At 62.7% G+C, this 25826-nt stretch carries 27 protein-coding genes; 9 read left to right on the top strand and 18 right to left on the bottom strand.

Going from position 1 to position 25826, the window contains the following annotated elements; genetic code table 11:
• Window positions 1–12: 12 nt before the first annotated feature.
• The 3 genes from ACZ5KU_RS22900 to ACZ5KU_RS22910 all read right to left on the bottom strand — a co-directional run bounded on the left by ACZ5KU_RS22900 (window position 13) and on the right by ACZ5KU_RS22910 (window position 4502).
• Window positions 13–1779, bottom strand: a complete 1767-nt coding sequence (locus ACZ5KU_RS22900) for an autotransporter outer membrane beta-barrel domain-containing protein (RefSeq protein WP_464736325.1) — start codon at window positions 1777–1779, stop codon at window positions 13–15.
• A gap of 142 nt (window positions 1780–1921) precedes the next feature.
• Entirely contained in the window at window positions 1922–2257 is a 336-nt protein-coding gene (locus ACZ5KU_RS22905) for a hypothetical protein (protein ID WP_464736326.1), read from the bottom strand.
• Window positions 2258–2453: 196 nt separating this feature from the next.
• Entirely contained in the window at window positions 2454–4502 is a 2049-nt protein-coding gene (locus ACZ5KU_RS22910) for a hypothetical protein (RefSeq protein WP_464736327.1), read from the bottom strand.
• 409 nt (window positions 4503–4911) lie between these two features.
• Between ACZ5KU_RS22910 and ACZ5KU_RS22915 the strand changes: the two genes are divergently transcribed.
• Together ACZ5KU_RS22915 and ACZ5KU_RS22920 are read left to right on the top strand one after the other, a co-directional pair.
• Complete coding sequence (locus tag ACZ5KU_RS22915) at window positions 4912–5628, top strand: TetR/AcrR family transcriptional regulator (RefSeq protein ID WP_241494349.1); 717 nt, start codon at window positions 4912–4914, stop codon at window positions 5626–5628.
• A gap of 86 nt (window positions 5629–5714) precedes the next feature.
• A complete protein-coding gene (locus ACZ5KU_RS22920; RefSeq protein WP_464736328.1) occupies window positions 5715–6794 on the top strand; it encodes a nucleoside hydrolase in 1080 nt (359 codons plus the stop codon).
• 46 nt (window positions 6795–6840) lie between these two features.
• Here ACZ5KU_RS22920 and ACZ5KU_RS22925 read toward each other — a convergent pair whose 3' ends face one another.
• Window positions 6841–7383: a cysteine hydrolase family protein gene (locus ACZ5KU_RS22925; RefSeq protein ID WP_054062984.1), complete on the bottom strand. Its 543-nt coding sequence runs from the start codon at window positions 7381–7383 to the stop codon at window positions 6841–6843.
• Between the two features lie 299 nt (window positions 7384–7682).
• On the opposite strand from ACZ5KU_RS22925, the gene ACZ5KU_RS22930 reads away from it, so the two are divergent.
• Window positions 7683–7931: a hypothetical protein gene (locus ACZ5KU_RS22930; protein WP_054061112.1), complete on the top strand. Its 249-nt coding sequence runs from the start codon at window positions 7683–7685 to the stop codon at window positions 7929–7931.
• Window positions 7928–8395, top strand: coding sequence for a hypothetical protein (locus ACZ5KU_RS22935; protein WP_054061111.1), 468 nt, complete (start codon window positions 7928–7930; stop codon window positions 8393–8395). The genes ACZ5KU_RS22930 and ACZ5KU_RS22935 overlap by 4 nt, the downstream gene beginning before the upstream one ends.
• On the opposite strand, the gene ACZ5KU_RS22940 is transcribed toward ACZ5KU_RS22935, so the two are convergent.
• On the bottom strand, window positions 8392–8937 hold the full coding sequence (locus ACZ5KU_RS22940) for a histidine phosphatase family protein (protein WP_054061110.1): 546 nt from the start codon (window positions 8935–8937) through the stop codon (window positions 8392–8394). The two genes, ACZ5KU_RS22935 and ACZ5KU_RS22940, sit on opposite strands and share 4 nt — an antisense overlap.
• A 354-nt stretch (window positions 8938–9291) precedes the next feature.
• Between ACZ5KU_RS22940 and copC the strand changes: the two genes are divergently transcribed.
• The 3 genes from copC to ACZ5KU_RS22955 all read left to right on the top strand — a co-directional run bounded on the left by copC (window position 9292) and on the right by ACZ5KU_RS22955 (window position 12212).
• Window positions 9292–9666: a copper homeostasis periplasmic binding protein CopC gene (copC, locus tag ACZ5KU_RS22945; protein ID WP_054061109.1), complete on the top strand. Its 375-nt coding sequence runs from the start codon at window positions 9292–9294 to the stop codon at window positions 9664–9666.
• Window positions 9667–9670: 4 nt separating this feature from the next.
• Complete coding sequence (copD, locus tag ACZ5KU_RS22950; RefSeq protein ID WP_054061108.1) at window positions 9671–10522, top strand: copper homeostasis membrane protein CopD; 852 nt, start codon at window positions 9671–9673, stop codon at window positions 10520–10522.
• A gap of 319 nt (window positions 10523–10841) precedes the next feature.
• Window positions 10842–12212, top strand: a complete 1371-nt coding sequence (locus ACZ5KU_RS22955; protein ID WP_464736329.1) for a GntT/GntP/DsdX family permease — start codon at window positions 10842–10844, stop codon at window positions 12210–12212.
• 87 nt (window positions 12213–12299) lie between these two features.
• Here ACZ5KU_RS22955 and ACZ5KU_RS22960 read toward each other — a convergent pair whose 3' ends face one another.
• The 3 genes from ACZ5KU_RS22960 to ACZ5KU_RS22970 form a co-directional block, all read right to left on the bottom strand.
• Window positions 12300–12785: a GNAT family N-acetyltransferase gene (locus ACZ5KU_RS22960; RefSeq protein ID WP_054061106.1), complete on the bottom strand. Its 486-nt coding sequence runs from the start codon at window positions 12783–12785 to the stop codon at window positions 12300–12302.
• Between the two features lie 63 nt (window positions 12786–12848).
• Window positions 12849–12980 carry a hypothetical protein gene (locus ACZ5KU_RS22965; protein ID WP_464736330.1) on the bottom strand — a complete coding sequence of 44 codons (132 nt, stop codon included), beginning with the start codon at window positions 12978–12980 and terminating at the stop codon, window positions 12849–12851.
• Window positions 12967–13545: a DUF4865 family protein gene (locus ACZ5KU_RS22970; RefSeq protein ID WP_464736331.1), complete on the bottom strand. Its 579-nt coding sequence runs from the start codon at window positions 13543–13545 to the stop codon at window positions 12967–12969. The genes ACZ5KU_RS22965 and ACZ5KU_RS22970 overlap by 14 nt, the downstream gene beginning before the upstream one ends.
• Window positions 13546–13654: 109 nt before the next feature.
• Between ACZ5KU_RS22970 and ACZ5KU_RS22975 the strand changes: the two genes are divergently transcribed.
• Entirely contained in the window at window positions 13655–14521 is an 867-nt protein-coding gene (locus ACZ5KU_RS22975) for a LysR family transcriptional regulator (RefSeq protein ID WP_464736332.1), read from the top strand.
• 279 nt (window positions 14522–14800) lie between these two features.
• On the top strand, window positions 14801–15274 hold the full coding sequence (locus ACZ5KU_RS22980; RefSeq protein ID WP_464736333.1) for a hypothetical protein: 474 nt from the start codon (window positions 14801–14803) through the stop codon (window positions 15272–15274).
• Window positions 15275–15353: 79 nt separating this feature from the next.
• Here ACZ5KU_RS22980 and lpxO read toward each other — a convergent pair whose 3' ends face one another.
• The 10 genes from lpxO to ACZ5KU_RS23030 form a co-directional block, all read right to left on the bottom strand.
• A complete protein-coding gene (lpxO, locus tag ACZ5KU_RS22985) occupies window positions 15354–16253 on the bottom strand; it encodes a lipid A hydroxylase LpxO (protein ID WP_054061103.1) in 900 nt (299 codons plus the stop codon).
• A 594-nt stretch (window positions 16254–16847) separates the two neighbouring features.
• Entirely contained in the window at window positions 16848–17804 is a 957-nt protein-coding gene (locus ACZ5KU_RS22990; protein ID WP_416770005.1) for a PfkB family carbohydrate kinase, read from the bottom strand.
• Window positions 17805–17816: 12 nt separating this feature from the next.
• Window positions 17817–19283, bottom strand: coding sequence for a purine-cytosine permease family protein (locus ACZ5KU_RS22995; RefSeq protein WP_054061102.1), 1467 nt, complete (start codon window positions 19281–19283; stop codon window positions 17817–17819).
• Between the two features lie 109 nt (window positions 19284–19392).
• Window positions 19393–20397, bottom strand: a complete 1005-nt coding sequence (locus ACZ5KU_RS23000; protein WP_464736334.1) for an ADP-ribosylglycohydrolase family protein — start codon at window positions 20395–20397, stop codon at window positions 19393–19395.
• Window positions 20394–21107, bottom strand: a complete 714-nt coding sequence (locus ACZ5KU_RS23005) for a GntR family transcriptional regulator (protein ID WP_054056835.1) — start codon at window positions 21105–21107, stop codon at window positions 20394–20396. Before ACZ5KU_RS23005 ends, ACZ5KU_RS23000 begins: the two co-directional genes overlap by 4 nt.
• A 251-nt stretch (window positions 21108–21358) precedes the next feature.
• Window positions 21359–21922 carry a DUF1285 domain-containing protein gene (locus ACZ5KU_RS23010; protein WP_054062989.1) on the bottom strand — a complete coding sequence of 188 codons (564 nt, stop codon included), beginning with the start codon at window positions 21920–21922 and terminating at the stop codon, window positions 21359–21361.
• Window positions 21923–21938: 16 nt separating this feature from the next.
• Window positions 21939–22544 carry a DUF4823 domain-containing protein gene (locus ACZ5KU_RS23015; protein WP_054056833.1) on the bottom strand — a complete coding sequence of 202 codons (606 nt, stop codon included), beginning with the start codon at window positions 22542–22544 and terminating at the stop codon, window positions 21939–21941.
• Window positions 22545–22769: 225 nt separating this feature from the next.
• Window positions 22770–23738 (bottom strand): GTP 3',8-cyclase MoaA, encoded by a 969-nt coding sequence (locus ACZ5KU_RS23020; protein WP_054056832.1) that lies wholly within the window; start codon window positions 23736–23738, stop codon window positions 22770–22772.
• Window positions 23739–23975: 237 nt separating this feature from the next.
• Window positions 23976–24614, bottom strand: a complete 639-nt coding sequence (locus ACZ5KU_RS23025; protein WP_010447155.1) for a TetR/AcrR family transcriptional regulator — start codon at window positions 24612–24614, stop codon at window positions 23976–23978.
• Between the two features lie 418 nt (window positions 24615–25032).
• The gene (locus ACZ5KU_RS23030; RefSeq protein WP_054056831.1) at window positions 25033–25815 is read right to left on the bottom strand and encodes a TatD family hydrolase; all 783 of its coding nucleotides are present in this window, start codon (window positions 25813–25815) and stop codon (window positions 25033–25035) included.
• Window positions 25816–25826: the final 11 nt, after the last annotated feature.

Here is a 25826-nt window from a genome sequence, read left to right on the forward strand (position 1 = left end):
CCCGGCACTGCCTTACCACTTGTACTCGACGCCCAGATTCACGCCCCACGGCTGCTTGACCTGATTGCCATGGCTGTAGTCCAGGTCGGCATGCATCTGCACCTTGTCGCTGACCTTCATCGTCGCACCGCCACCCAGGGCCAAGCGCGAACCGGAGAGGTCGTTGTTGAAGGTGGTGTTGTTGACCCGCACGTCGTTGCGCTTGACGAACTCGTTGACCACCGCGGCCTTGAGATAGGGCTGCACGACCTGCCCGTCGCCCAGGTCGATATCGCGCCCGAACGTGGAACCCAGGGTGCCCAGCAGCGAACGGCCATGGTCGCCATGGGCCGTCATGCCATTGTCCAGCGCGTAGGACTTGCCCTGTACCGCCAGGGCCGCGACCTGGGCATAGGGCTCGACGAAATAGCCATCGTCGAGCTTGATATGCCGGCCGAACTCCAGGGTGGTGCCCACGCCGGTGGTGGCGTAGTTGCCCTTGGCCTTGGCGCCATCGCTGAGGCTGACGCTGGACGCGTTCTGGAAACGGTTGAGCTTGAGCACACCGTCGAAGTAGTAGCCGCTGTCGGCATCGAGCCAGGTGGCATAGGAGCCGATGTAGTAGCTGTCGACCTCACCGGTGGTGCCATGCTTGATCTGCAGGTCGGAACGGCTGTAGCCGCCCAGCAGGCCGACCACCCACTGGCCATCGCCCAGGGCGGGCAACGGCGTGTCGACACCGAAGCTCAGGCCATGCTGGGTCTGCTTGTAGGCCATGCCCGAGTCGGCGGAGACATCGAAACGGTTGCCATAGGCGCGCATCCAGCCACCGGTCTGGCCGTTGTTCATGCGCACCTCGCCCATGCGGCTGCGCAGGGTGCTCAACTCGCCATACCAGGCGGTGCGCGAGGCGTCGAACAGCGAGAGGATCGAGTCGGTACCGGGGCTGATGACCTTGCTCGAGGCATCCAGGTACCAATCGTTGGCACCGACCTTGATCAGGTCGTAGGAAAAGATCCCGAGGTCGACCCGGCCATTGAGCAGCGAGAACGACGCATCGCCGGCGGCGGCACGCACCACATGGATCTGCTTGTCGGACAACGGGTCGGCTCCGCTGCTGGCCACATCCAGGGTATGGCTGCCGGTGGCGGTGCCGGTGATATCCAGGAAGTCGGTACGGCCCGTGGCGAAATCGGTGTGCATGATGAAGTTGCCATTGCCGCTGAGGTTCTCCACCGACAGGGTGTAGAAGCTGCCCGGCTGGCCGAACTGCACCGAGCCGCCGCTCATGGCCAGGTTCTTCAGCTCGCCGTCCTCGACCATGATCCACTTGCCCTGGCTGTTGAGCGTCAGGGTGTCGACGTTTTGCAGGCGTCCGGTCAGGGTCGCAGCGTTCTGCAGGGTCACATTGGCGATGCTGCCTGCCTCGGCCACCACGTCACCGACCAGAGCGCTGTTGCTGACATCGAGATTCGCCTTGGCACCGTCGATCACTTGCAGCAGGAGGCCGTTACTGCCCACCAGCGTCGCGCCATTGCGGACGTTGATCGTCGACTCGTTGTTGCCTCCGGGGTTGTTGACCAGGATCGCCGCCCCGCTGAGGCCTTCGACATGGGTGCCATCGAGCGTCACCTGGGAACCGTTGGAGCTGCCTGCGGTATCGCCGAGGAGAAGTCCGTTGCGCCCGCCGGTGATCGAACCGCCGGTTGCCTGCAGGGTGCCGCCGAAAACCTGCACGCCATCGCTGGTGGCGCCGGACACCACGCTGTTGTTCAACACCAGGCTGCTGAGCCCACTCACCAATGCGCCGGCGGTACCGCCCGCCAGGACACTGTCACTGACGATGGCCGTGGAACCGTTCCCCCCGTCTCGCCGACAATCAGCGCGGTTCTATCACTGGTCACCGTGCTGCCGGCGGCGATCCTGGCGGTGGCGCCCCCTATCAGGGCAACGCCGGTCGCCGCCCCCCGCTGACTTGAGTACCGCCAAGGTCAAGGCTGGTCCCCACATCCGCGCTAATGCCGAGGGTCGAGGCGCCTGTCGCGGTGAGTACCGAAGTGCCCACCAGGCGATAGCTGTCCGGGGCGGTCGTGTGGTCGATGGTCAGATTCTCGTTGATCAGATCCCGCGCCTGAGCGGCGTTGCAGAACACCAGCAACGGTATGAACGTCAATGCGGCGGCCTTGCTCCATGAACAACGACGCCATAGGGAACGACGGGCCGGCGAACTGATCGCACGCACCAGTGGATTGAGGTTGAGCACAGAACCGACCGGCATAACGCCATCTGAAAATTGAAAATTCATTGATTTTTAAACCATCGTCACACCCAAAAGGAGGAAAAAGCCTATAGATTCATTAGCTACTGATATGTAGGAATATTCCTGATAGAGTTAGGAAAATTTCCGATTAAAAACGCCGACCCTATACAAAAACAACAGCCAGAGCGGTTATCCACTCTGGCTATTCAAACAACTAGGGCGTCGGCTGCCTGGGCGGTATTGGGCAGGGCTCATCGGATTCGTACATGCCGACTTTAATATCGGCACATTTCGAAGTAACAGTCTCCCCTGTCTTATCCACAAAGGAGTAAGTTGCCCTTGCTCTTCCACCCGGACTGGTCGTCGGTATATAGATAGGCTTGACATAAGCGTCATAGCCAATACGCCAAACAAATCCCGTAACGGGCCAGTCCGGTCCCAAAGTGACGGGTAGCTCGTATTCTGCAGCGATTTCGCCGTCAGTGGGGTCCGAATGCTGATAAGCCACCCACTTCAATGTGAGTGTATCGCCGGGTCCAAGATCCTTGCTCAGATCCGGTATTCTCAGGCGCACAGACGGATCATCGGGGTTATTCGGGCCACCGGGTGTATAGGGTGGATCGTACAATGCAGGGCAGGCGAGGAAACCAAATTCGTTGACGCCCTCGAACTCCGGAGCATCGGGCCGATAGACCACGGCATTGACATTGACCTCCGTATAAGGCGAACGCTGCCAGTTGTCGGATGTCTTGTCCCTGATCCGATAATGGACAAGCACCTTGGGATCGTTGCCCTCATCATAGATATACTTCCAGGGTATAGTCACCGTTTCGTCTTCGCCGCCTTCATTGCCCTTGAGCGGGATATCGGCTTCCTCGACATGGTAAGCGCCCCAATAGAACTCTATGACCTTTCCAACATCGGCCGTTGTATCGTCATAAAAGGTGAACTCGAACGTCGCATCTTCCCCGTCATCCGCACGCACCAGCACATTGGGCTGGCCGGGTGTGCTCTTGCCAAAGACTTCGCCAGGCGTCATATCGGCATTGACCGGGTCGGGCCAATCGATCGGATTATCGGGGCCCGGTCCCGGGACGGAAAAGTACACATCCACCGAACTGGTGAAAGGTCCACGTGGCACCGTACCGCGCAGAAACCGGTAGCCGATGGGGGTCGGTATCCGCCCTCCGTTACTCCAATCGTACTCCTTGATCAGGACATCCTCGGGTACCTTGATCCGCTTTGGCCATGTCGGTGATGAACCGATGGGCTCCGCTGTCAACTTGCTCTGACCCCAGGTCACCTCGATATTGTCGGTCGGTTTATGGGGGGTGAACTCCTCGATAACGACATAGATACCATCAAGCGCATCGTTCTGATTGACAAAGCCCTTGGGCTGGGACTGAGGGACGCTCGGATTTTGAAAGTTGCTGGGCATCACCCCAATCGCCACACCCACCTCTGTCGGATGAGACAATGGAGTGCGGTTTCCCGCCTTATCGAACAGTGTATAAGCGACAAAGCAACCGCCATCGCCTTTGTCACGAATATAATCGACAGGAAAGTAGATCTTTCGATCGTCTGGCACTGAAACATTAGCAATGGGAAGCGGAGCATTTGGATCATTTGGATCGAATGAAGGGACTTCGGTGACCCACCAGTAGGCTATTTTGTCTTTCGGCTGATAGTCGGGATAATCGGGAATCTCCGCTTCCACGCCTGTAGGCTCCGCCGCATCCAGATCGGCATCTTCGAGTTCTGTCGGCAGTATCAACTTCAACGGTTCAGGCTCATCAGCATCGGCGTAAGGAGCTTTAGTATCGCGGATCGCCGAGAACACACCACTGTGATCCGTAGTGCCGTTGGCTAAACGAATATCATACTTGATCGAAAAAGCACCTTCGGTATCTCTCCAAACTTCAAGCGGGATATTCATTTCCAAAGGAAAACCTGGCAAATTGTTGCCATCGATGAGCCTTTTATCAACCTGTTGATACACACCATCGGATGGGTTGCGTCCCGGCGCCCAGAATAGAAACACCTCATTGTCTTCACCAGGATTTGGAGTATTGGTCCATCTCTGAATACTCACTTTCAATGCCGCATAGTTATACGGCCTGCCGATGGTGCCATCCGCAGGATCGATAACTCCGACGGGAACAGGCAGCACTGGATCTTTAGGCGTTGTGCGACCCTCCGCCAGGGTCTTACGAAACGCCTGCCGCCCCTGGGCCGCAAGCTTCTTGATATCGGAGACTGTCATGTCCTTGCACTCCTCTCGTTCGCTATCAAACCCTGTCTGCCAGGGAAAGGAATAAGATTCGGCAGTCGATCGAGACGACAGTCCACGGACACTTCGGCTTGACTCGCCCGGCCACTGGGGCCTGGACAGATTTAACGCCATGCTCAAGGATTTGGATACTGTCAGAAATGACAGGTTTTCAGCGGCAGTGGCTTTCTGACCTCAAGGCACCTGCTCCGCCCTCCGGGCTGCGCTCGAAGTAACGCCAGGTGGGTCAGCTTGCCGCCCTGGCGACGATGATCAGGCTCGGCTCGTAGATCTGCGGGCAACGGACGGCTGGGGTGTGCGGGCCGAGAGCACGGTGTACAGCGCCTTCGGGGGGCCGTGGTATATTCGCCTTCCTGCCCTCCAGCCGAAGGACCGCCAGACGGTGACCAGGAAAACCGGCATCCGCGCCCAGCAAGCCGACCAGACCCGCGCCCGTATCCTCAAGGCCGCGGTGAAGGTGTTCGCCCGCGACGGCTATTCCGGCGGAAGGGTCGAGAGCATTTCCCAGGAAGCCGAATCCAACGACCGCATGCTCTACTACTATTTCGGCAGCAAGGAACGCCTGTTCCTCTGCGTGCTGGAACACATCTACGAGCAGTTCAACAAGGCCGAAGGCAAACTGCGCCTGGAGCTCGGCAAGCCCGAGCAAGCCTTGCGTGAACTGGTCGCGTTCATCTGGAACTACTACGTCCGCCATCCCGAATTCGTCGCCATCCTGAGCATTGAGAACCTGCACCAGGGCAAGCACGCCCGGCAGTCCGGGGAACTGCGGCGACTGTCGGGAGAGGCGGTGGGCGTGTTGCGCCCGATCATCGAGGCCGGCCAGGCCCAGGGGCTCTTCCGCCAGGACCTGGACATCAAGCATGTCTACCTGATGATCGCCTCGCTCTGCTACTTCTACAATTCCAACCAGCACACCCTGAGTTCGTTCCTCGGCGAACCGTTGGCGGACAAGCATCAGCGACAGGATTGGCTGGCCTTCATCAGCGACCTGGTGGTACGTGGCGTTCTGCACTCAACTGCCGGAACGGGCGTCCCCACGAACAGGCCGGCAATCGCTACCCTTCCGAGCCCCTCCCAGACACCCCTGGTTAAGTAACCACTTACCTGGCGATAGCCTTTCCTCGCATCGCCAGGCATGCTGGGCCACCGCAATACAACAATAACTCATTGGGGCAAATCACCATGCAACGCTTTCTCAAGGGCTGCGCGCTGGCGCTGGCCGTCGGCTTGTCGACCGGTTCGCTGCACGCGGCGGACAAGGTCATTCTCGACACCGATTTCAACGTGCTCAACGACGACGGCCAGGCCTTCATCATGCTCGCGCAGTTGCATGCGCAGAAGAAAATCGACCTGCTCGGCATGACCCTGGTCAGCGGCAATGCCTGGGTCGACCAGGCACAGGTCGACGCGCTGAAGGCCGTCGAACGCATGGGCGTGGAAAAGGAGATCGGCGTCTACTCCGGCGCGGCCTACCCGCTGCTGCATGATTTCGCCACTTACCCCCAGGAGCAGGCATTGTTCGGCTCCGGCTGGCCCGGGGCGTTCAAGAACCCGCGGCCGACCTCGGCGGCGCAACTGGTGGCCCCGCCGGACGGCATGGCGACCCATACCCGACTGCGCAGCGAAACCGCCCCGCAGTTCATCATCGACAGCGTGCGCAAGAACCCCCACGAAGTGACGCTGCTGGCCATCGGCCCGCTGACCAACCTGGCCCTGGCGATCCGCCAGGCCCCGGATATCGTGCCGCTGATCAAGCGCATCGTGTACATGGGCGGGGCCATCGAGGTTCCCGGCAACACCACGCCGGCCGCCGAGTTCAACTGGTGGTTCGACCCGGAAGCGGCGCGGATCGTCCTGCGCTCGCCGATCGAACAGGTGATCTTCCCCAACGATGTCTGCGAGAAGGTCATCTTCGATGCCTCCGTCTACAAGCGGGTGATCGCCGCCAAGGGCGCGGTGCCGGAACTGTACAAGCGCGTGTTCGGACCGGAATTCGCCAAGGACCCGGGCTATCACAGCTTCACCTGGGACAGCCTGCCGGCGCTGTTCCTGACCGAGCCGGGCATCGTCACCGAATCGCGGGACCTGTGGATCGATGTCGACACCCACTTCGGTCCGGACTACGGCCGGGCGCTGGGCTACAGCAAAGGTGCACCGGTCGGTACGCAGAAGGCCAGGGTGGTGTTCGCCGTCGACCAGAAGAAGTTCTGGAACGACTATGTGTCGCTGGTGACCTTGCCGACGCCGGTGAAAAAGCCCTGATTGGCGCACGGTCCGTGTCTCCGACACCGACCGTGACCATACGGGTTCAGAAGCTCACATCCGCCGCCTTCATCACCTGCACGAAAGCCCCGTTCAGGGTCGCATTGTGATGCTCGACGATCGCCCGGGCCGAGAGCCCGGGCGTGTCCATGCAGGTATGCGCATCACCTACCAGCACCGCCTCGAAGCCCAGGTCGCGAGCCAGCCGGCAGGTGCTGTCGACACAGTACTGGGTCTTCATGCCGACGATGACCAACCGTTTCACCCCGGCGTCGTCCAGTTGCTCGGCCAACCCGGTTTCGAAGAAACAACTGGGACGGCTCTTGTCGAGCAGATGATCCGCCGCCGGGTCCAGTCCCAGCTCCGGCAAGACCTGCCAGGCGGCACTGCCCGCCTCGATCGGCGAACCCTGCGGCCCGGTGTGCCGCAGGGCGAAGATCGGTGCGCAGGACTCGCGCGCCTGCCCGACCAGCGCGGTGATACGCGCCAGCACCTGCTCACCGTCCCATGGCTTGTCCGGGCCATGGAACAGGCCGACCTGCATATCGATGATCAACAGCGCCGAGCGCTGGGAACTGTGAACCTGCATGGTGTTTCTCCTTCCTGGTGATGCCAGCAAGGGGCCGGAAACCAAAAGGCCCCGTCCATTGCTGGCGGGGCCTTGGTTCACTACGCGTCAATCACTCACACGGCAACCTCGCACCCGCCCAGGGCGGTCACGGAGGTAGAGGTGATGGTCGACTGCAGCGATATCATGTTCATGGAATCGATCATGCAACAGCGACCCGCAACCTGACAACCCCATCCCGGTCGACATTCCACGCTTGAACTTGCACGCCTCATACCGATAGTGTGCTGAACACCTTCAATCCTGCGCACGGATGCGCCATGCCTCAATCCGAACAGCTCTGCATTGTCTTCGTCCCCGCACTGGTGGTTATCCTGACTGCCGCCGAACAGAAAAAAGGTGCGCCGCTATCAGAAGCGCAAGTCCTGGAAATCCGGGACAACGCCGCCTGTATCAGCCTGCCGGTGGAGGTCGCGCAAGCCATGGACGACAGCAGGGGCTACCCGGATATTTCGGCTGAAAACTGCTGGCATGAGTGGCAGCAGCTACGGGCCGAGGTCCGGCCATGAAGGTATTCAACATCGTCCCGCATGAAGGTATCGGCCCCGCCAGGCTGGGCGCATCACGGGAGAACACCAGGCTGGCGATGACAGCCGACGGTTTCACGCTCAAGCACGACACCGAAACACAGGACTACTTCGATCTGCCAGAACTGGGGATTCAGGTCGAGTACAGCGCGGGCCAGGCCTCGTTCATCGGGGTGTCCTGCTACGCTGCGTGCCAGGTCATGTATGACGGCGTGAACGTCTTCGATACCGAGGCCGAGGAGCTGTTCGGGCGAATGGCGCGGGCCGATGGTTCAGGCGAGCATTCGCTCAATACCCACGAGCACCTGTTTCCCAGACAGATCCTCACGCTGTGGGATGCCGACGAGCAGTACGATCGCATGGGCGGTGAAGAGCGGCGGGTCTGGGCGCAGGTGGGCTTGGGCGACGCCGATTATCTCGCAGCCATCAGCAAGCAGACGCACTAGAACCGCAGACGCCAGTGCCCGTTGCGACGCAGGTCGACCACCGACAACGGCTCGATATCAATGGCGTTGAACGAGGCCGGCCCGGCCTGCAACGCATGGAGAATCGCCGCGCGAATCACGAAGGGGTGGGTGACGACAACGAAGTGCCCGTCCTCCTGGAAACTGTCGAGCCAGGCCGCCACCCGGGCGCACAGTGCGATCACCGACTCGCCCGCCGGCGGGGCCATCTCCGGATGGCTGACCCAAGCTGCCAGTGCCTCGGGGGCGTTCTCCTGCAGGTCGCTCAGGCTCAGGCCCTGCCACTCGCCAAAATCGTAGTCGCCCAGCTCCGGCACGATCTCGATCTCGCTGCCCAGCGCCTCGGCGGTCTGCCAGGCGCGAGTCTCCGGTGCACTGAGGATACGTACCGGCTTTTTCAGCCGGCTGGCCAATTCGGCAGCCTTGGCCAGTCCCTTGGGTTCGACCGGCTCATCCAGCGGGAAGCGCCCCAGACGCTGAGCCTCGGTGCGGGCATGGCAAACAACGCTGAGCCGGATCGCCATATGGACATTTCTCCCGTTCTGCCCCGCTGCGGGCACACGCCGCACGAGCACTGGTCATTATTGTAAGAATAGAAGCCGGTGAGAACCCGGCACGACGGCGCCACTGTAATCGCATTCTGGATACCGAGCGCGAGCTCCTTCCAGGCGCGGTCGTTTCTCAGACCTGACGCACAATCCCGGGAGAATTTTCAGAGGGCCGACGCCACAGTATCGGACATCTGCAACACAAAAAGGAGTCGGTCATCCCGGCTCCCTTTTTGTCTTGCAGGTGCCAAACGCTTCCATAGCGGCTATTGTGGCCTCCATGCCATTGCGCGGCATCCTCACCTGTTCCCATCATCAAGGTACTGATCGATGTCATCTTCCCGCCTGAAAAAATTCCTCGGCACCGTTGTCCTGCTCGGCGGTTTCGCCGCGACCGATTCCGCGTTCGCCCATGCCCACCTGAAAAGCGAAACCCCGGCAGCCGACAGCACCGTCAGCGCCCCGAGCGAATTGCGCCTGGTATTCAGCGAAGGTGTCGAGGCGGCGTTGACCAAGGTCGAGTTGAGCAATGGCGATGGCAAGGTCGCGCTGAAAGGCATCGCCACCGATCCGGCCGACAAAAAGGTGCTGATCGTGACCCCGGCGGCCGCCCTGAAGGCGGGCGACTACCAGGTCAACTGGCATGCGGTCTCGGTCGATACCCACAAGAGTGAAGGCAACTACGGCTTCAAGGTGAGCAACTGAGTTCATGCCGGATGCCATGGTCCTGTGTCGTTTCGTGCATTTCACCATGGTCCTGTCGCTGTTCGGGGTCTCTCTGTTCAGGCCCCTGCTGATCGGTTCGACGCCCGACACAGCGCTCGATTCACGCCTGCTCAGGGCGCGCCGCTGGATGGCCGGGCTGGCCTTGCTCAGTGCGACGGCCTGGTTGCTGCTGACCACCGTCGGCATGACCGATGACGGGGCGGACGCCATCCGCCTGCCCACCCTGCAACTGGTGCTGGGCAGCACCTTCTTCGGCCAGGTCTGGACCTGGCACCTGGGCTTGAGCCTGCTGCTGTTGATCGCCCTCGGCACCAATGCGCCGCCACGGGTCAGCCTGCTGCTGGCGTTCCTGCAACTGGCGACCCTGGCACCGGTGGGTCATGGCGCCATGCTCGACGGGCTGGGTGGGCAGTTGCTGATGTTCAATCAACTGCTGCACCTGAGCGGGGTCGGCGCCTGGATCGGTGGCTTGATGTTGCTGGCCCTGGTGCTGAGCCGCCCGGCCGGGCATGACCTCGAGCGGATCCTGCGACGCTTCAGCAATCTGGGTTATCTGATGGTCGCGGTGATCGTCGTCACCGGCCTGGTCAACGTCCGCGTGCTCACCGGGACCCTCTGGCCGACACCGTTGTTGCAGGGCTTTGCGCTGATATTGCTGGCCAAGGTGCTGGTGGTCCTGCTGATGCTCGGGTTGGCCCTGTTCAACCTGGTGATGAGCCGTCGTGGGCGCTTCACGATGCTGCGGCGCAGCGTCACTCTCGAATGGCTGTTGGGCCTTGGCGCGATTCTCGCGGTGTCGCTGCTGGGCACGCTGCCGCCCGTGCTGATGAACTGACCCGGCCATACCAGACCTTCAGGAGCCGGGCTTGTCGGGGCGCCGAACCGCCGCGAAGCTTTTGGCAACCTTGAGGGCCCCTTCGCTGGCAAGCCAGGCTCCTACAAGATCCGCGCCGGCCCACACGCCCGGCCCGCCGGCAAGATCCGCGTCGGCCTCCACACTCCGCCCCGCCTGCCGGGTCCGCGTCGGACGCCCTGACCAGTTATCGTCCTCGCGGGTAATTTGTAAAAAAACCGACTCAGATAGTCATCTATATGAATCCTTCAGGTATATTCCCTGGAAACACGTAACAAGATATTACAATAAGGGGTTTCCGTTGGATCTTTCACATGCCGCGTGGCTCGCCCACGACACCCGCCTGATCCTCTGCTGCCTGGCCGCTATAGCCAGCATCATCGTGCTGATCAGCCTGACCAGACTGCCGCCTTTCCTGTCGATCCTGATCGGTACCTTCGTTGCCGGGCTCGGTGCGGCGTTGCCGCCGGAAGAAGTCGCCAAGGCCTTCAGCAAGGGCGCCGGCAGCCTGCTCGGCGAGGCAGGGATCATCATTGCCCTGGGCGCGATGCTCGGCGCATTGATGGCTGAATCCGGCGCGGCCGACCGGATCGCCTCGACCCTGCTGCGGCATGCGAAAGGCAAGGCCCTGCCCTGGGTCATGGCATTCGTGGCGATGGTCATCGGCCTGCCGCTGTTCTTCGAAGTCGGGTTGGTGCTGATGGTGCCGGTGATCTTCGTCATCGCCCGGCAGTCCGGCCAGCCATTGCTCAAGGTGGCGATCCCGGCCCTGGCCGGCATGACCACACTGCATGCGTTGATGCCTCCGCACCCCGGGCCGCTTATCGCCGTCAGCGCGTTGCATGCCGACCTGGGCATGACCATGCTGCTGGGCCTGTGCATCGCCGTACCGGCGGTGATTCTTGCCGGCCCCCTGTATGGCATCTGGCTGTCGAAGCGACTGGATGTCCAGGAACCTGCCGAACTCGGCGCGCTGTTCACCGCCAAGATCGAAACCCGCCGCAAGCCGAGCTTTGCCGTGTCACTGCTGATCATCCTGCTGCCGGTGCTGCTGATGCTCGGCAGTACGCTGGCCAAGGTCGCCATGGCACCGCAAGGCAGCCTGGCGATCACCCTGAAATTTCTCGGTGAACCGCTGATCGCCCTGGGCATTGCGGTAATCGCGGCGGTGATCTGCCTGGGCTGGTCGATCGGCATGGCCCGGGACCAGGTCGGTGGCGTGCTGCGCAAGAGCCTGGCGCCGATTGCCGTATTGCTGCTGACCATCGGTGCCGGTGGCGGCCTGAAGCAGACGCTGCTGGAAGCCGGGGTCAGCGATACCATCAGCAAGATCGCCAGCGGAGCGCACCTGTCCTACGTGCTGCTGGCCTGGCTGATCGCCGTCGCCCTGCGCCAGGCGACGGGTTCGGCCACCGTCGCGACCACCACCACCGCCGGCATCCTCGCCCCGCTGATGGCCGGCCTGGCAAGCACCCAGAGCTCGCTGGTGGCCCTGGCGATCGGTGCCGGTTCGGTATTCTTCTGCCATGTGAACGATGCCGGCTTCTGGATGGTGCGCGAGTACTTCGGCTTGCAGCTCAAGCAGACGATCTGGGTCTGGTCGGTGTTGCAGACCATCGTCTCGGTGGTGGGGCTGGTGGGGGCGTTGCTGTTGTGGCAGTGGTTCCAGTAAAGCTGCCCCCCAGGTTATCCCGTGGAAAAGTGCTGCCTGCGCCAGCGCTTTCGCGGATAAATCCGCGACTGGGCCCGTGAAGCTGGCCTAGTCCTCGGAATAGGCGAAATTCTTCAGCACTTCGCCATCCATCCGGTAGCGCACCCACTCGCTTTGCGGTTGCGCACCGATGGATTCGTAGAAGCGGATCGCCGGCTCGTTCCAGTCCAGCACGCTCCATTCCAGGCGCCCGCAGTCATTGGCACAGGCGATCTTCGCCAGGTGCCGCAGCAACTTCTTGCCCGCCCCCGCGCCGCGCTGCTGTGGCGAGACATACAGGTCCTCCAGGTACAGGCCATTGCGGCCCAGCCAAGTCGAGTAGCTGAAGAAGAACACCGCGAAACCGACCGGCTCGCCATCGCGCAGGCAGATCAGGCCGTGGGCCGTAGCGCCTTCGCCGAACAGGCTGCGCTCGATGTCCACGACACTGGCGAGCACCTCGTGGCGGGCCCGTTCGTATTCGGCCAGCTCGGTGATAAAGGTCAGGATCTGCGGCGCATCACTGGGCCGGGCTTCGCGTATTTCGAGGGACATGGGCGCTTCCAGAATCGATGAAGTCGCCCATGCTATTCGGATTGTGTCGCCACTTGAAACACTTCAGCGAAAATTCGCCGGCGACAGCAGACAGGCCAGCAGCGTCAGCCCCAGGATCGGCAAGGCGCCTACTGCCAGTCCCTGCAGATGGGCCATGGGCCGAAAGTGCTCCGGGCCCTGCTCATGAGCACCCATGGCGCAGGCTCTCAAGATCGGACTGCGCCAGGTAGAGCACTTCGTAGACCTGCCCTCCCCGGCTGCGATCCGGGGCGGCCGACGACAGCGTGATACGCAGCAGCCGCCAGTTGGCCGCATCCAGTGCCAGGAAGGACGCCAGGGTATCCTCCCGACTCAGGATCGCCTGGCTCCGCTCTCTCTCGGCCGCCAGCAAGCCGATACGATCGGTCTGCGGCTCGATCGCCCACTCCTCCCGGTACAGCGCCTTCGCCTCGCGCGCCGGGCCGAAGCTGAATTCCAAGGGCAGCCAGGCCTCGACCTGCGGCCGCCCGAACGAATCGATGACCACCTGGAAACGCTCGTCCATCAGGAAATGGGCGGCGCCCTGCGGGTCAGCCCACAGGTAGACCGACGCGTAGAGATTGTCCGTGGCAGCGAACACACCCCGCTCGCGGGCAATGAACGCCTTGAACAGCATGCCTGGGGTGCCGTCCCAGCGCGGCCCCAGTTCCCTCGCGCGGCGGCGGATCAGCTCCATGTCGTAGTTGGCGGGCAAGCGGTGTGAATATTGTTTGGCAAACATGACTGTGCTCCTTCGGCAATGACCGGATGTGGATAACCCGGAGCCAGCTTGCGCAAGGTCGATAATTACAACAAGATATCCTCCAATATATGTGTGATAAGAGATGGATATGGCAGACGTCGGCAGACCTCTCGATCTCGATACCGTCCAGGCCTTTGTGCTGATCGCCGACTTCGCCAGCTTCACCCGGGCGGCCCAGGCGCTGGACACCTCCCAGGCGGCCATCAGCCTGAAACTCAAGCGCCTGGAAGAACGCCTGGGTTATCGCCTGCTGGAACGCACCCCACGCCATGTGCACCTGACGCCCCGCGGCGAGCAGTTCATCCAGGCCGCCCGCCACCTGCTGCTGGCCCATGAGCGGGCCCTGGGCGACATGGAGGTGCCTGAAAACCGCCGGCTGATCATCGGCATCAGCGACCATGTGGCCGGCCCGGACCTGCCACTGTTGCTCAGCCGCCTGGCGCAATACGACCCGCTGTTGATCATCGAGGTGCGCATCGGCTCGTCGCGGGACTTGAGTGCGGCCTTCGACCGCGGCGAACTGGATGCCGCCATCGTGCGCAGCGAAGGCGAGCGGCATGACGGTGAGGTGCTGGTGGTCGAGCGCTTCGGCTGGTTCGCCTCCCCCACCTGGCAGCACACCCCGGGCAGTGTCCTGCGCCTGGCGACCATGGCTTCGCCCTGTGGCGTGCGGCAACTGGCGGTGCGGGTGCTGGACGAAGCGGCGATCGCCTGGACCGAAGTCTTCGTCGGTGGCGGCGTGATGGCGGTGGGTGCGGCGGTCAGCGCCGGCCTAGGCGTCGCCGCCCTGGCCAAACGGGTGGCACCGACCGGCGCAATCGAAGTCGGCGAACAATGGGGGCTGCCGCCCCTGCCGATGACGGAGATCATCCTGCATGCACGCCCGACGGATGCCCGCTCGCAGGAAACACTGCGGGCCTTGAGTGCGGCGTTTCGCGGGGTACAGGAGCGCTGACGGCCGCTCCGACAAAACCGAAAATACTTGATAGCCAATTGCCTTCATGCTTTAAAGGGCGGGCCTGAAAGATGCCCGCAGCGGCGAGCATTGCCTTGCCGCGGCGCACCTGAGTAGGGAACCACTCGAATACAAGACCAAGGAGCAATCGATGCGCATTATCCACGCCTGCCTTCTGGCCGCTGCCGCCCTGCTGGGCGGCTGTGCCGGCAACCCGATGCAGGTGGCCCCACGCAAACCATTCCGAGCGCCGAACCGAACGCCGCGCAGGTCGTCTTCATGCGCTCCTCCTTCGTCGGCAAGATCATCGATGCGTCGCTGTATGACGTGACCGGCGGCCAGACCAAATTCATAGGCATCATGGCCAACGGCAGCAAGATCAACTACCCCACTACCCCGGGCAAGCACACGTTCATGGTGGTTTCCGAAGCCGCCGACTTCCTCAAGGCCGACCTGGCTGCGGGCAAGACCTACTACAGCGTGGTGACACCGCGCATGGGCGCCTGGAAAGCCCGCTTCTCGCTGTGGCCGGTCAGTTCCGACAGCAAGGCCGAGTTCGCCAAGGGCAGCAAGGAAGTCGACAACCTGATCAAGGACACCGAACTGGTCGGCAACTCGCCGAAGTCGCTGTCCTGGTTCGAGAACAACAAGGGCAGCGTTGAAGAGAAACGCGTCGAGTACTGGAAGGTCTGGCAGGAAAAGAGCCCCGAAGACCTGGCCAAGCGCACCCTGCATCCGCAGGATGGCATCTGATCGATTCACTGTAGAGCGCTACAAAAAAGGCCGGACTCTGTGAGGAGTCCGGCCTTTTTCATCGCCCTGGATCGCGGTACTAGATCAGCAGGAACAACGCCAGCAGACCACCGAAGATCGCCCACTTCTCCAGGTAGTAGCGCGTGCGGTTGGTCTTCTTCAGCGCCTTGCCGCGCTGGCGGATGCCGTAGAGCTTGGTAAAGGCCTTGTTGATCCCGCCGGTCTTGTCGCCGTCGCCGTTCGGCGCCGCGGCGGCAGCCATCACGTTGCGGCTGAACCAGCGGTTGAATGCCGCCGCCCAGCGGTACTGCATCGGCCGCTCGACGTCACAGAACAGGATCACCCGGTCCTTGTCGGTGGTGTTTTCCGCGTAGTGGATGAAGGTCTCGTCGAACATCACCGGCTCGCCGTCGCGCCAGTGGTAGTTCTGGCCGTCGACGTTGATGTAGCAGCCCGGATCGTTCGGGGTTTCGAGCCCCAGGTGATAACGCAGGGAGCCGGCGTAGGGATCACGATGGCGAACCAGCCGCGAGCCGGGTGGCAGTTCGGCGAACATCGCCGCCTTGACCGTGCCGATGCTGTTGAGCAGTTCGGTGGTGCGCGGGCACAACTCCAGGGCCGACGGGTGGTTGTCGCCGTACCATTTCAGGTAGAAGCGTTTCCAGCCGGTCTTGAAGAAAGAGTTGAAACCCACGTCATCGGGACGCTCGGACTTCTTGATTTCGCCGGCGCGCAGCAGTGCCAGGGCCTCTTCGCGGATTTCCTGCCAGTTGTCCTGCAGAGGCTTCAATTCCGGGAAGTCCTTGACCTCCAGGTAGGGGCGGCTCGGAATCTTCGAGAACAGGTAGAGGAAGCAGTTGATCGGGGCCAGGAAGCTGGAGTGGTCGCTCAGTTGGCGGCCCAGCTTGTGCCGGACTTGGCCGCGCAGGTGTACATACGCGATGGACAGTACGTAAACAGCAATGATGATGAGTTTCACAGGCGTCGTCACAAGAGTCGGGAAGAACGCTGCCCTTTGTGCACACAGGTGGCCCGGGGCAGAAACCGGAATCCTGGTGTCGGGAAAGGGAAGCCAACGCAGTAGGGTAGAACAGCAGCCGCGCCGGTTTCCAGTGTTTCCTGTTCAACCCGCCCGGAAAACACCCACAGTATGGATCTCCGTCAATTTTTCATGGATCGACCCGCCGCGAACAGCGTCCCTTTCGCCGCCCGGTGAAGCGCTGAAAAGACCAGGCACCTGTCATTTCTGACAGCTAGGCAAACCGCCCTGTTCAGCGCTAAATCCGGGGTGCCCGTCCGGAATCGGCAAAGGACGTGGCTCACCAGACGGAAAAGGAGACAGCGATGAACAGCGACAAGCATTCCCTGCCCTCTCTATGTGTCGGCGCACGCTCCCAGGCAAGCGGGGTGGAAGCCTACTCATAGACCGTGACCCTGTATGAACACCGAGCGGGAGAAACCCACGAACTGCTCTGGCAATACGAAGGTGCAAGCCCCGTAAGGGCGCGCTACTTCATCGACAGCCGGCCAGACCGACGTCTGCATGTCAGCACGCTGTCACGTTGTGCTGGTATCAGCGGGTCGGCTGCCCGGCAATATCTCCTTGCGCCACCAGCAACGCATCGACTTCCCCTGTCCCCGGCGCCGTCGCCGGCCCCCAGCGGGTGACCGCAATGGCGGCTGCGGCATTGGCCCGTCGGGCCGCCTCACTGGCCGTAAGGCCGTTGGCCAGCGCCGCGATGAACACCCCGGCATGGGCATCGCCGGCACCGTTGCTGTCCACGGCCTGCACCTTGAAGCCCGGCACCTGCTCGACCTGCCCTGCCCGGCTGATCCAGCAACCCTGCGGACCATCACGCACCAGCAGCAGCGCCTGTTCCGACAGCAACCGGCCCAACCCTTCCAGCGCCCTGCCGATCTGCACGGTCCCGGTAAAACGCCGGGCCTCATCGGCGTTACTGGTCCAGATATCGATGCGCGGCAGCAGGGCCGCCATCGGCGCAACCTCCGGCGAGTCCACCAACGGCCCCGGATCGAACACCACGACCACCTCGCGCGGTAATGCCAGCAGCCAGTCCAGCAGCGGCTGGACCTTGTTCGGCTGCAGCAGGCTGTAGCCGCTGACATAGACGTAGTCGTCGAGCTGCACCGGCACCCGCGCCAGATCCTCGGCCGACAACCCACCCTCGGCACCGATATGGGAGATGAAGGTCCGCTCGGCGCTGGCATCGGTCACGGCCACGCACAGCCCGGTATCGCGCCGGGCATCAGGCTCCAGCGCCATGCGGATGCCTTCGGCGGTCATCGCCTGACGGGCCAGGTCGCCGAAACGGCCGGTACCATGGCGACCGAGGTAGACCACCGGCAGGCCGTTGCGCTGCGCCGCGGCCATGACGTTGAAACCGCCACCGGTCTCGAAGGTGGCCGAATGGGCCAGGGCATCGCCACCGCTGCCGGGCAGTTGGTCGACAGCCATGACCAGGTCGACGATGACCTGGCCGGTATGCAGCAATCGGGGGTTGCGTCTCACAGGCAGCCATCCTCAGCCATTGGCATTTTCCACGAGGGCGGCACGACGGTCCGCCGCGCCGCCCAGCAGGCCGTAGAGACCGCCTGCAACCAGGAAGGTGACGACCCAGCCCAAACCATTGTGGCCCAGCCAGGAGTCGGACAGGAAACCGCGGAACCAGACGTTTTGCGCCGTGGTGCCGATGGTGGTGAAACTGAAGCCGAGCACGATGGCCACGGCCCAGGAACCGCAGGCACGCCACTCGACGCCGCCGCGATACCAGTAGGCGCTGCCCGGCCCGACGTTCATCAGGTCCCTGGCACTGTAGTACTGGCGGTGCAGCAGATCGACCACGAAGATCCCGACCCAGGCGGTGATTGGTACCGCCAGCAGCGAGATGAAGGTGATGAACGGACCGTAGAAGCTGTCGGCGATCAGCATGAAGTAGATGGAGCCGGCGAAGATCGCCACGATATCGACGATCACCGCATGCACGCGCTTGACCTTGAGGCCAAGGGTCAGGGTGGTCAGGCCCGCCGAATACACCGACAGGTTGTTCGACAGCAGCAGGCCGCCAAAGGCGGTGATCAGGTACGGTACCGCCATCCAGGTCGGCAGCATGTCGCGGATCGCGATGATCGGGTCGTTGGCCTGGGCCAGGTCATGGTTGCCCACCGACAGCAGCCCGCCGAGGGTGATCAGCAACACCAGCGGGATACCCGCACCGAAGGCCGCCGAAGCCACCAGGCGGCCGGCCTTGACGCTCCTGTGCTGGTAGCGCGACATGTCCGCGCCGGCGTTGGCCCAGCCGATCCCGGTGCCGGCGGCCATGGTACCGATGCCGATGATCATCGCGCTCAGCGGGGCCGGCGTGGCATTGAACACCGCGTTCCAGTCGATGGTGGCGCAGAGGAAACCGCCGACCAGGATGTTCAGGGCGCCGAACACGTAGGTCGCCCATTTCTGGATCACCAGCAGGGTCGCATGGCCCAGACCCGAGACGCACAGCGTGAGCAGCACGAAGATGGCGATGAACAACAGCGTCAGCAGCGGCGCGCTCTTGGCCTCGACCGGCGAGTGGAACAGGATCGAGCACAGCGACAGCAGCACGAAGGCCGCCGTGGTGGTGTTGACCGTTTCCCAGCCCAGGCGCGACATCAGCGAGACGAGGGTCGGGCCGATGTTGCCGCGTACCCCGAAGATCGCCCGTGACAGGGTCAGGCTGGGTGCACGGCCGCGACGGCCGGCAATCGAGATGACCCCGACCACGGCGAAGGAACCCGCCGCACCGATGATTGCGACGATGACCGCCTGCCAGATCGCCAGGCCACGAAAGGCCACCAGGGTGGCGCCCAGCGGCAAGCCGAGGATGCTGATGTTGGCGGCGAACCAGACCCAGAACAGTTGCAGGGGATGGCCATTGCATTCGGCCTCGGGAGCCGGCTCGATGCCACGGGTTTCCAACTGCCCGGCACTTTGCCCGGCGTTTGATGAGGTCATGTTGTTCTGCTCCTGATGCCATTGTTGTGGTTGTGGGCAATGCACGAGGCGTGGGGGAACGTGCGCCCCTTCAGCCCCGGCGGTCTGCAATCCATTGCGGGTTGTTGCGTCAGGCGGTACGCAAGGCGATCAGGCCCTGGACCAGCGGGACCAGTTCCAGACCGTTGACTTCGATGATTTGCGCGATCAGTTCGGCCGGCCAGCACTCCAGGCCGTCACAGGCGCCGAGCATGGCACCGAGGATGCCGGCGATGGTATCGGTGTCGCCGCCGATACTGGCGGCCAGGCAGATGGCGTCAAAGGCACTCAGTTGGCCGCGGGCCACGCGCTGGGCCAGGGCAAAGGCGACCACCACCGACTCCTGGCTGGCCACGGAGGTACCGACCACGTCGTAGAGCAGGTCGGCCAGTTCCGAGTCGGCGCAATCGGCGACCAGCTGCCGGGCCCAGCGCAGGCGCGGGCCGATGCGGCCACCGGCGACCCAGTGCCCGTGCCGCTCGGCGACAAAGGCCATCTCGGTGCCGGCCTCCAGCGCATGCACCAGGCCCTTGCCATTGATCCCGCTGGAGATCACCGCGGCCACCGCCGCGGCACTGGCGATGCCCAGGGTGGTGTTATGGGTCACCTGGCAGGCCTGTACCACCGCGTCGATAAAGTGCCGGGGCCGGGCGATGTCGGCGGCGATCCCCACCGGCGTGATGCGCATCGCCGCACCGTTGGTGGTGCCGTAGCGCCCGGCTTCTTCGGGGCTGTGGCCGGCGAGGATCATTTCGATCGCCCGCTTGGTCGAGGGACCCAACAGGTCCTGGGAACCCTTGGCCTTCATCACCGCCTCCCAGGCGATCAGCCGTTCGGCGAGCACGGCGGGCTCGATATGGCCCTGGCCATCGATCAGCAACTGACCGACCAGGATCGCCTGTTCGGTGTCGTCGGTGATGGAGCCGGCGGGCATGTTCGGCGCGATCGGCTGATCCGGGCCGGCCTCCACCAGGGTGCGGATGCTGCCGAAACGCGCCTGGATCTGCGCGCGGCTCAGGGACTGGGTCGGCATGCCGAGGGCATCGCCCAGAGCCAGCCCGTAGAAAGCGCCAAGGGCGCGGCTGGTCGGGGTCATGTCGGGTTTCCAAAAGCCAGGTGCAGGCGGAAATGCTGGGGGTCGAGCAGGCTTTCGACCTGCTCCATGAAACGTCCCTGGCGGTCGTAGGTGGTGCGCAGGGCCTTGAGGAACACCGTACCGACCGGGCGGCCCAGGCGTTCGGCTTCCACTTCGCCGAGGGGTTCGGCGCCGATCCACTGGTCGCCGTGCTGGCCGATGAAGCCATGGGCGGCCAGGGTGATGGTCAGGGAGTCGTCGATCAGGCCGGTTTCGGGCAGGCGTTCCAGGCCGCCGCTGGCCGGCATCAGCGAATATTCGAGGGACACCACGACCCCTTCGGGGTTGCGCCGACGCCGGTCGAGGGCGATGAACTGCTCGGTGCCGTAGCGGCTGAGCAGGTCCGGCCGACGCACGGCCTCAAAGCGCAGGATCTCGGTGTCGATACGCGCGCCGGTATCGGCCAGGGCCTGGGCCCAGCCGGCCCCCTGGTCGAGGGTCATGCCGTCGTAGGTGACGATCGAACCGACGCCGCTCTGGGTGGCGATGTAGTTGCGTCGCTTGAGCTCGGCCAGGGCTTCGCGCAGCGTGCCACGGCTCACCGAGAATTCTTCGGCCAACTGATGCTCGCCCGGCAACAGAAAGCCGTCTTCGAGAAGACCGCTTTCGATGCGCCGGATGAGCTCATCGACCACCCGTTTTTTCTTGTCAAATCGGACATGTCTAATCATGTACAATTTGATAACCGAAAGAGGCGTGTGGCTGCAAGAAATTTATCTTGCCGGAAGATGAATGGTGGTCTGACGAACGGGTTCAGGAGGACTGCGCAGCCTGCGGGAAAGGACTGGCCCACGAGGCCACCGGGGCCTGCGGCTTGCCGCAAAGCCACTGGCGATCTCAAGGCCGCTTTCGCGGGCAAGCCCTGCTCCTACACAAGAGGGCGGCAGCAAGAAAGCGCACAAAAACCCGGTTCCGGGAGGCCTCAGGGCTCAAGGCCAATGGGGAAGAACTCGCCGCCGCTCCACACGCCCAACCAGGATTGGCCATCGATCTGCCGCGTCACCGCCAGGTCGACCAACTGGTAGAACACATTGCGGTGAATCAGCGCCTCGAGGTTGCTGCGCACAAGGAGGTAGGGTGCCGGCTCTTCGCTGTGGGGATCGATCAGCACCCGGATCGGATGTTCGGCACCGGCCGTCACCTGCTCGTCGACCTGAGTGGTGAAACGCAGTTGCTGCGCCTCACCCTGCCCTTGCACCTCAAGGGTCACCGCGACAAACGGCGCATCGTCGACCTTGATGCCCACCTTCTCCACCGGGGTGACCAGAAAATAGTCGTCACCCTCGCGGCGCAGGATGGTGGAGAACAGCTTGACCATCGGCTTGCGCCCGATCGGCGTGCCCAGGTAATACCAGGTGCCGTCGCGGGCGATGCGCATATCGATATCGCCGCAGAAATCCGGGTTCCAGAGGTGAACCGGTGGCAGCCCCTTTTCCGTCCCGGGGATCTGCGCCAACAGGTCGTTGGCCTTGCCTGATTCACTCATGTCCGCTCCGAATGACTTACTGATCGCTCAAGCCCAGCAGGCTACGGGCATATTCTGCCAGCGGTTTGGCGATCAGGTCTTGCGGTTTGTTGTCATGGAACGTCAGTAAACCGCCACGACTCCTGATCCGTGCGGTGTCGATCAGGTACTGGGTACTGGTCTCGATCAGCATGATCTGGATCACCCCGGTGTCAACGCCAAGGCGGTCGACGGCTTCCTGGTCGGCCCATTCGTCATAGTTGCCGATCCGGTCGTCGGCCTTGGCGAAACGGGTGTACAGCAGGTAGTGGGCACCGGCCGAACGGGCCTCGGCCATGGCCTGGTCGAGGCCGACCGGGGCGCGGGCGCGGCGGACCATCGGGAAGTATTCGACGAAGCCGTTGAAGGCTTCTTCGGCCACCACGTTGGGCCGTGGGTAGGCGCTGCCGGGCGGGGCGAACGCGCCCTGGGCGATGTAGATAAAGGAGTCCGGCTGAATGCGGAACGAGTGGATGCGGCGCGTATCGCTATGATCGAGCAGCCCTGCGTCGCTCATCTGATAACGAGCCCCTTCTCCCAGATCGCTGACTTTCATGCAGCCGCCCAGCGCCAACAGCGCCAGCAGCATAACCAGGCTACGCATCCTAATCCTCCAGAGGCCGGTGACGGAAAACCGGCGAACAGCCCCAGGATGCAGCTTCCGCGCCAGATTGATGGGGAGTCGGGATTTGCAGGACAGCGGCGGACTTGTTCGCGGATCAATCCGGTGCCCACGGGTTTGTGAGGCATCTACAAGATTGGTGATCACCGCAGTGCCCCCTGGGGGCCGGATTCATCCGCGAACGGGGCGCACAGGAAGCCCGGCCGATCACCCACCAATGATCTTCATCACCGTCGCGCCACCGGAAAACGCCACCGACTGCTTGTCGCCCAACGCCCGGACCAACAGGCGCTGCAACGCCGGCAGGGCCTCATGGCGCGGCTTGTCCAGCAGGTCGCCGACATAATGCCGGTTGCTCGATGACAGGCAGCCATGCAGCCACCCCGTGGAAGACAGCCGCAAGCGCGAACAGGTGCGGCAGAACGGTACGCTTTCGTTGGCGATCACCCCGAAATGACCGCGACCGGGGATCTCGTAGCGCACCGCAGTGGCATCCACCGGCGCATTGGCCTGCAGATAGGCGTAGCGTTCGCCGATCAACTCCAGCAACTGCTGGAGGCTGACGAACTGCTGAAGAAAGGCGTTGTGGTCACTGGCCAGATGCCCCATGCGCATCAGCTCGATGAAGCGCAGCTCGTAACCGCGCGCCAGGCAGTAGTCGAGCAGCGGCATCACCTGGTCCAGGTTCTGCCCGCGCAACGGCACCATGTTGACCTTGATTTTCAACCCGGCCGCCCGCGCCTGCTCCATGCCATCGAGCACGCTGGCCAGGTCGCCGCCCCGGGCGATACCGCGAAAGGCATCCGCATCCAGGGTATCGAGGGAAACGTTGATCCGCCGGATCCCCGCCTCCAGCAGCAGCGGCAGCTTGCGCGCCAGCAGTTGGCCGTTGGTGGTCAGGCTGATGTCGTCCAGCCCCAGCTTGCCCACCGCGCCCATGAAGGCCTCCAGCTTTGGACTGACCAGCGGTTCGCCACCGGTGATGCGCAGCCGCTCGATGCCCGCCGCCTCGATCAGGTAGGCAACCCCACGCGCCATCGCTTCGGCCGACAACTCGTCCTGGGCCGCCACCAGCCGCTTGCCATTGGGCACGCAGTAGGTACAGGCGTAGTTGCAGGCGGAGGTCAGGCTGATACGCAGATTGCGAAAACGCCTGCCTTGACGGTCAACGATCATGGGACACTCCGACGGAGAACTTGGAAACTTGCAGACTCGGACCCCGCAGGAGCCGGCTGGCTGGCGATGGCAGGATGTCAGACGGCCAATCCGTGACTGACAGGTCGCTATCGCCAGCAAGCCGGCTCCTACAGGTGCAGCGTGACATCAAGACACCGCACCCACCAAAACCTGACTCCAAAATCAGGTTTTGGCAAGTTCTTTCTCGGAAGTCCCTTCCAGTGACAAGTATAGAGCTCAGGCTACCGAATGATCGGTGTCGCGCTTGCGCTTGTTGCCCATGCGCACGCCGATATCCATCAGGAACTGGAAGAAGCCTTCCTGGTCTTCCAGCACGTTGCTCCAGAACGGCGAGTGGTACAGCGCGACCGCGCCGTGCACCAGCGCCCAGGCGGCACAGTAGTGGAAGTACGGAGGAACGTCCTCGAGCTTGCCTTCGCTGATACGGCCCTTGATCAGCAGGGTCAGGCGTTCGAAGTTGGAGGCGCGGATCTTGTGCAGTTCCTCGACCATCTCCGGGACCTGGTGGCCCTTGACCACCTTCTCTTCCAGGCGGTCGAACAGCCGGTAGCGCTGAGGGTCGCGCATGCGGAATTCGAAGTAGGCACGGGAGAGTGCTTCCTTGTCCTTGTCGACGTCGGCCGAGTGCAGCAGCTCGTTCAGGTCGCGCTCGTAGTCGAGCATCAGGCGCAGGTAGATCTCCGCCTTGGACTTGAAGTGCTTGTAAATGGTGCCTTTGCCGATACCGACGGCATCCGCGATCATCTCGACGGTGACACTGTCTTCACCCTGTTCGAGGAACAGCTTTAGCGCGGTATCGAGAATTTCCTGCTCGCGGCGACGAAACTCACGGACCTTACGGGGTTCTTTGTGCATAAGAAAAAGGTCTGTAGGGGCAAAATCGAAGCGAAGTATTATGCCTGAGCCGCGCCAAATTGCACGAATCATCAGCGGCTTTTCGTTTTCACTGTCGACGAATCAGCCTTCGCCAGTCAAAAAGTCTTCGTTCGGGTCACGCTGCGTCGCTCTACGACAAGGCCCGCGCCCCGGCTGAACATGTGAGAACTCAAGGGAAGCGGATGTATTCCAAATCTGTTTAAAAAATGAGCAGGCCTGACTGGACGTACCGCGATACTGACCAATACTTCAAATGTCGACGGGCATATCCCCCAAGTGTCACGTCGATAAAGGTGCCAATGGACCGCGCGCCTTTGTTTTACTCCTAATGGTCTTGACCCGGATTCACCCCCCAGAACCCGGGTTTTTTTTGCCTGCGATTCGAGCCGGCGACCCCTCAGGCCACATGCGCCAGCGGAAACAGTCGCTTGAAGTTCCCGGTGGTCTGCTCGGCAAAACGCTCGTAAGGCACGCCCCGCAACATCGCCAGGTATTCCGCCACTTCCCGCACGTATTGCGGCAGGTTCGGTTTGCCGCGATGGGGAATCGGTGCCAGATACGGCGAGTCGGTTTCCACCAGCAGACGGTCGGCCGGCACCTGCCGTGCCACATCGCGCAGCGCATCGGCATTGCGGAAGGTGACGATGCCCGACAGCGAGATATAGAAACCCAGGTCCAGCGCGGCCTTGGCCATATCCCAGTCCTCGGTGAAACAATGCAGCACGCCCGCCTGGGGCAGTTGCGCTTCACGCAACAGTTGCAGGGTATCGGCACGGGCACCGCGGGTATGCACGATCACCGGCTTGCCGGTCTTGCGTGCCGCCTCCAGGTGCAGGCGGAAAGATGCCTGCTGGACCTCGGCCGCCTCCGGCTCATAGTGATAGTCCAGGCCGGTTTCGCCAATCGCAACCACCCGCGGATGATCGAGCTCGCGCAGCAGCCAGTCGAGGGCCGGGGTCGCGTCGGGCTTGACGTCCAGCGGGTGCACCCCGACCGAACAGTCGACATCGGCATAACGTTCGGCCAGGGCCTTCACCTCGGCGGCGTTGTCGGCGCTGACGCCGATGCACAGGAAATGACCGACACCGCGCTGGCGCGCAGCCTCCAGGGCGGCGTCCAGGGAGCCCTGGTGCGCGGTCAGGTCCAGGCGGTCGAGGTGGCAATGGGAATCTACAAGCATGGCAAAGGTGG

It is taken from the genome of Pseudomonas sp. Tof1 (assembly GCF_055390395.1).

Bases quoted from the DNA above. Each gene is read 5' to 3' on its own strand.
- ACZ5KU_RS22905 (WP_464736326.1), bottom strand. From the start codon at position 2,257: ATGCCGGTCGGTTCTGTGCTCAACCTCAATCCACTGGTGCGTGCGATC.
- ACZ5KU_RS22910 (WP_464736327.1), bottom strand. From the start codon at position 4,502: ATGACAGTCTCCGATATCAAGAAGCTTGCGGCCCAGGGGCGGCAGGCG.
- ACZ5KU_RS22920 (WP_464736328.1), top strand. From the start codon at position 5,715: ATGCAACGCTTTCTCAAGGGCTGCGCGCTGGCGCTGGCCGTCGGCTTG.
- ACZ5KU_RS22925 (WP_054062984.1), bottom strand. From the start codon at position 7,383: ATGCAGGTTCACAGTTCCCAGCGCTCGGCGCTGTTGATCATCGATATG.
- ACZ5KU_RS22930 (WP_054061112.1), top strand. From the start codon at position 7,683: ATGCCTCAATCCGAACAGCTCTGCATTGTCTTCGTCCCCGCACTGGTG.
- ACZ5KU_RS22935 (WP_054061111.1), top strand. From the start codon at position 7,928: ATGAAGGTATTCAACATCGTCCCGCATGAAGGTATCGGCCCCGCCAGG.
- ACZ5KU_RS22940 (WP_054061110.1), bottom strand. From the start codon at position 8,937: ATGGCGATCCGGCTCAGCGTTGTTTGCCATGCCCGCACCGAGGCTCAG.
- copC (WP_054061109.1), top strand. From the start codon at position 9,292: ATGTCATCTTCCCGCCTGAAAAAATTCCTCGGCACCGTTGTCCTGCTC.
- copD (WP_054061108.1), top strand. From the start codon at position 9,671: ATGCCGGATGCCATGGTCCTGTGTCGTTTCGTGCATTTCACCATGGTC.
- ACZ5KU_RS22960 (WP_054061106.1), bottom strand. From the start codon at position 12,785: ATGTCCCTCGAAATACGCGAAGCCCGGCCCAGTGATGCGCCGCAGATC.
- ACZ5KU_RS22965 (WP_464736330.1), bottom strand. From the start codon at position 12,980: ATGGGTGCTCATGAGCAGGGCCCGGAGCACTTTCGGCCCATGGCCCAT.
- ACZ5KU_RS22970 (WP_464736331.1), bottom strand. From the start codon at position 13,545: ATGTTTGCCAAACAATATTCACACCGCTTGCCCGCCAACTACGACATG.
- ACZ5KU_RS22975 (WP_464736332.1), top strand. From the start codon at position 13,655: ATGGCAGACGTCGGCAGACCTCTCGATCTCGATACCGTCCAGGCCTTT.
- ACZ5KU_RS22980 (WP_464736333.1), top strand. From the start codon at position 14,801: ATGCGCTCCTCCTTCGTCGGCAAGATCATCGATGCGTCGCTGTATGAC.
- ACZ5KU_RS22995 (WP_054061102.1), bottom strand. From the start codon at position 19,283: ATGACCTCATCAAACGCCGGGCAAAGTGCCGGGCAGTTGGAAACCCGT.
- ACZ5KU_RS23000 (WP_464736334.1), bottom strand. From the start codon at position 20,397: ATGACCCCGACCAGCCGCGCCCTTGGCGCTTTCTACGGGCTGGCTCTG.
- ACZ5KU_RS23005 (WP_054056835.1), bottom strand. From the start codon at position 21,107: ATGATTAGACATGTCCGATTTGACAAGAAAAAACGGGTGGTCGATGAG.
- ACZ5KU_RS23010 (WP_054062989.1), bottom strand. From the start codon at position 21,922: ATGAGTGAATCAGGCAAGGCCAACGACCTGTTGGCGCAGATCCCCGGG.
- ACZ5KU_RS23015 (WP_054056833.1), bottom strand. From the start codon at position 22,544: ATGCGTAGCCTGGTTATGCTGCTGGCGCTGTTGGCGCTGGGCGGCTGC.
- ACZ5KU_RS23020 (WP_054056832.1), bottom strand. From the start codon at position 23,738: ATGATCGTTGACCGTCAAGGCAGGCGTTTTCGCAATCTGCGTATCAGC.
- ACZ5KU_RS23025 (WP_010447155.1), bottom strand. From the start codon at position 24,614: ATGCACAAAGAACCCCGTAAGGTCCGTGAGTTTCGTCGCCGCGAGCAG.
- ACZ5KU_RS23030 (WP_054056831.1), bottom strand. From the start codon at position 25,815: ATGCTTGTAGATTCCCATTGCCACCTCGACCGCCTGGACCTGACCGCG.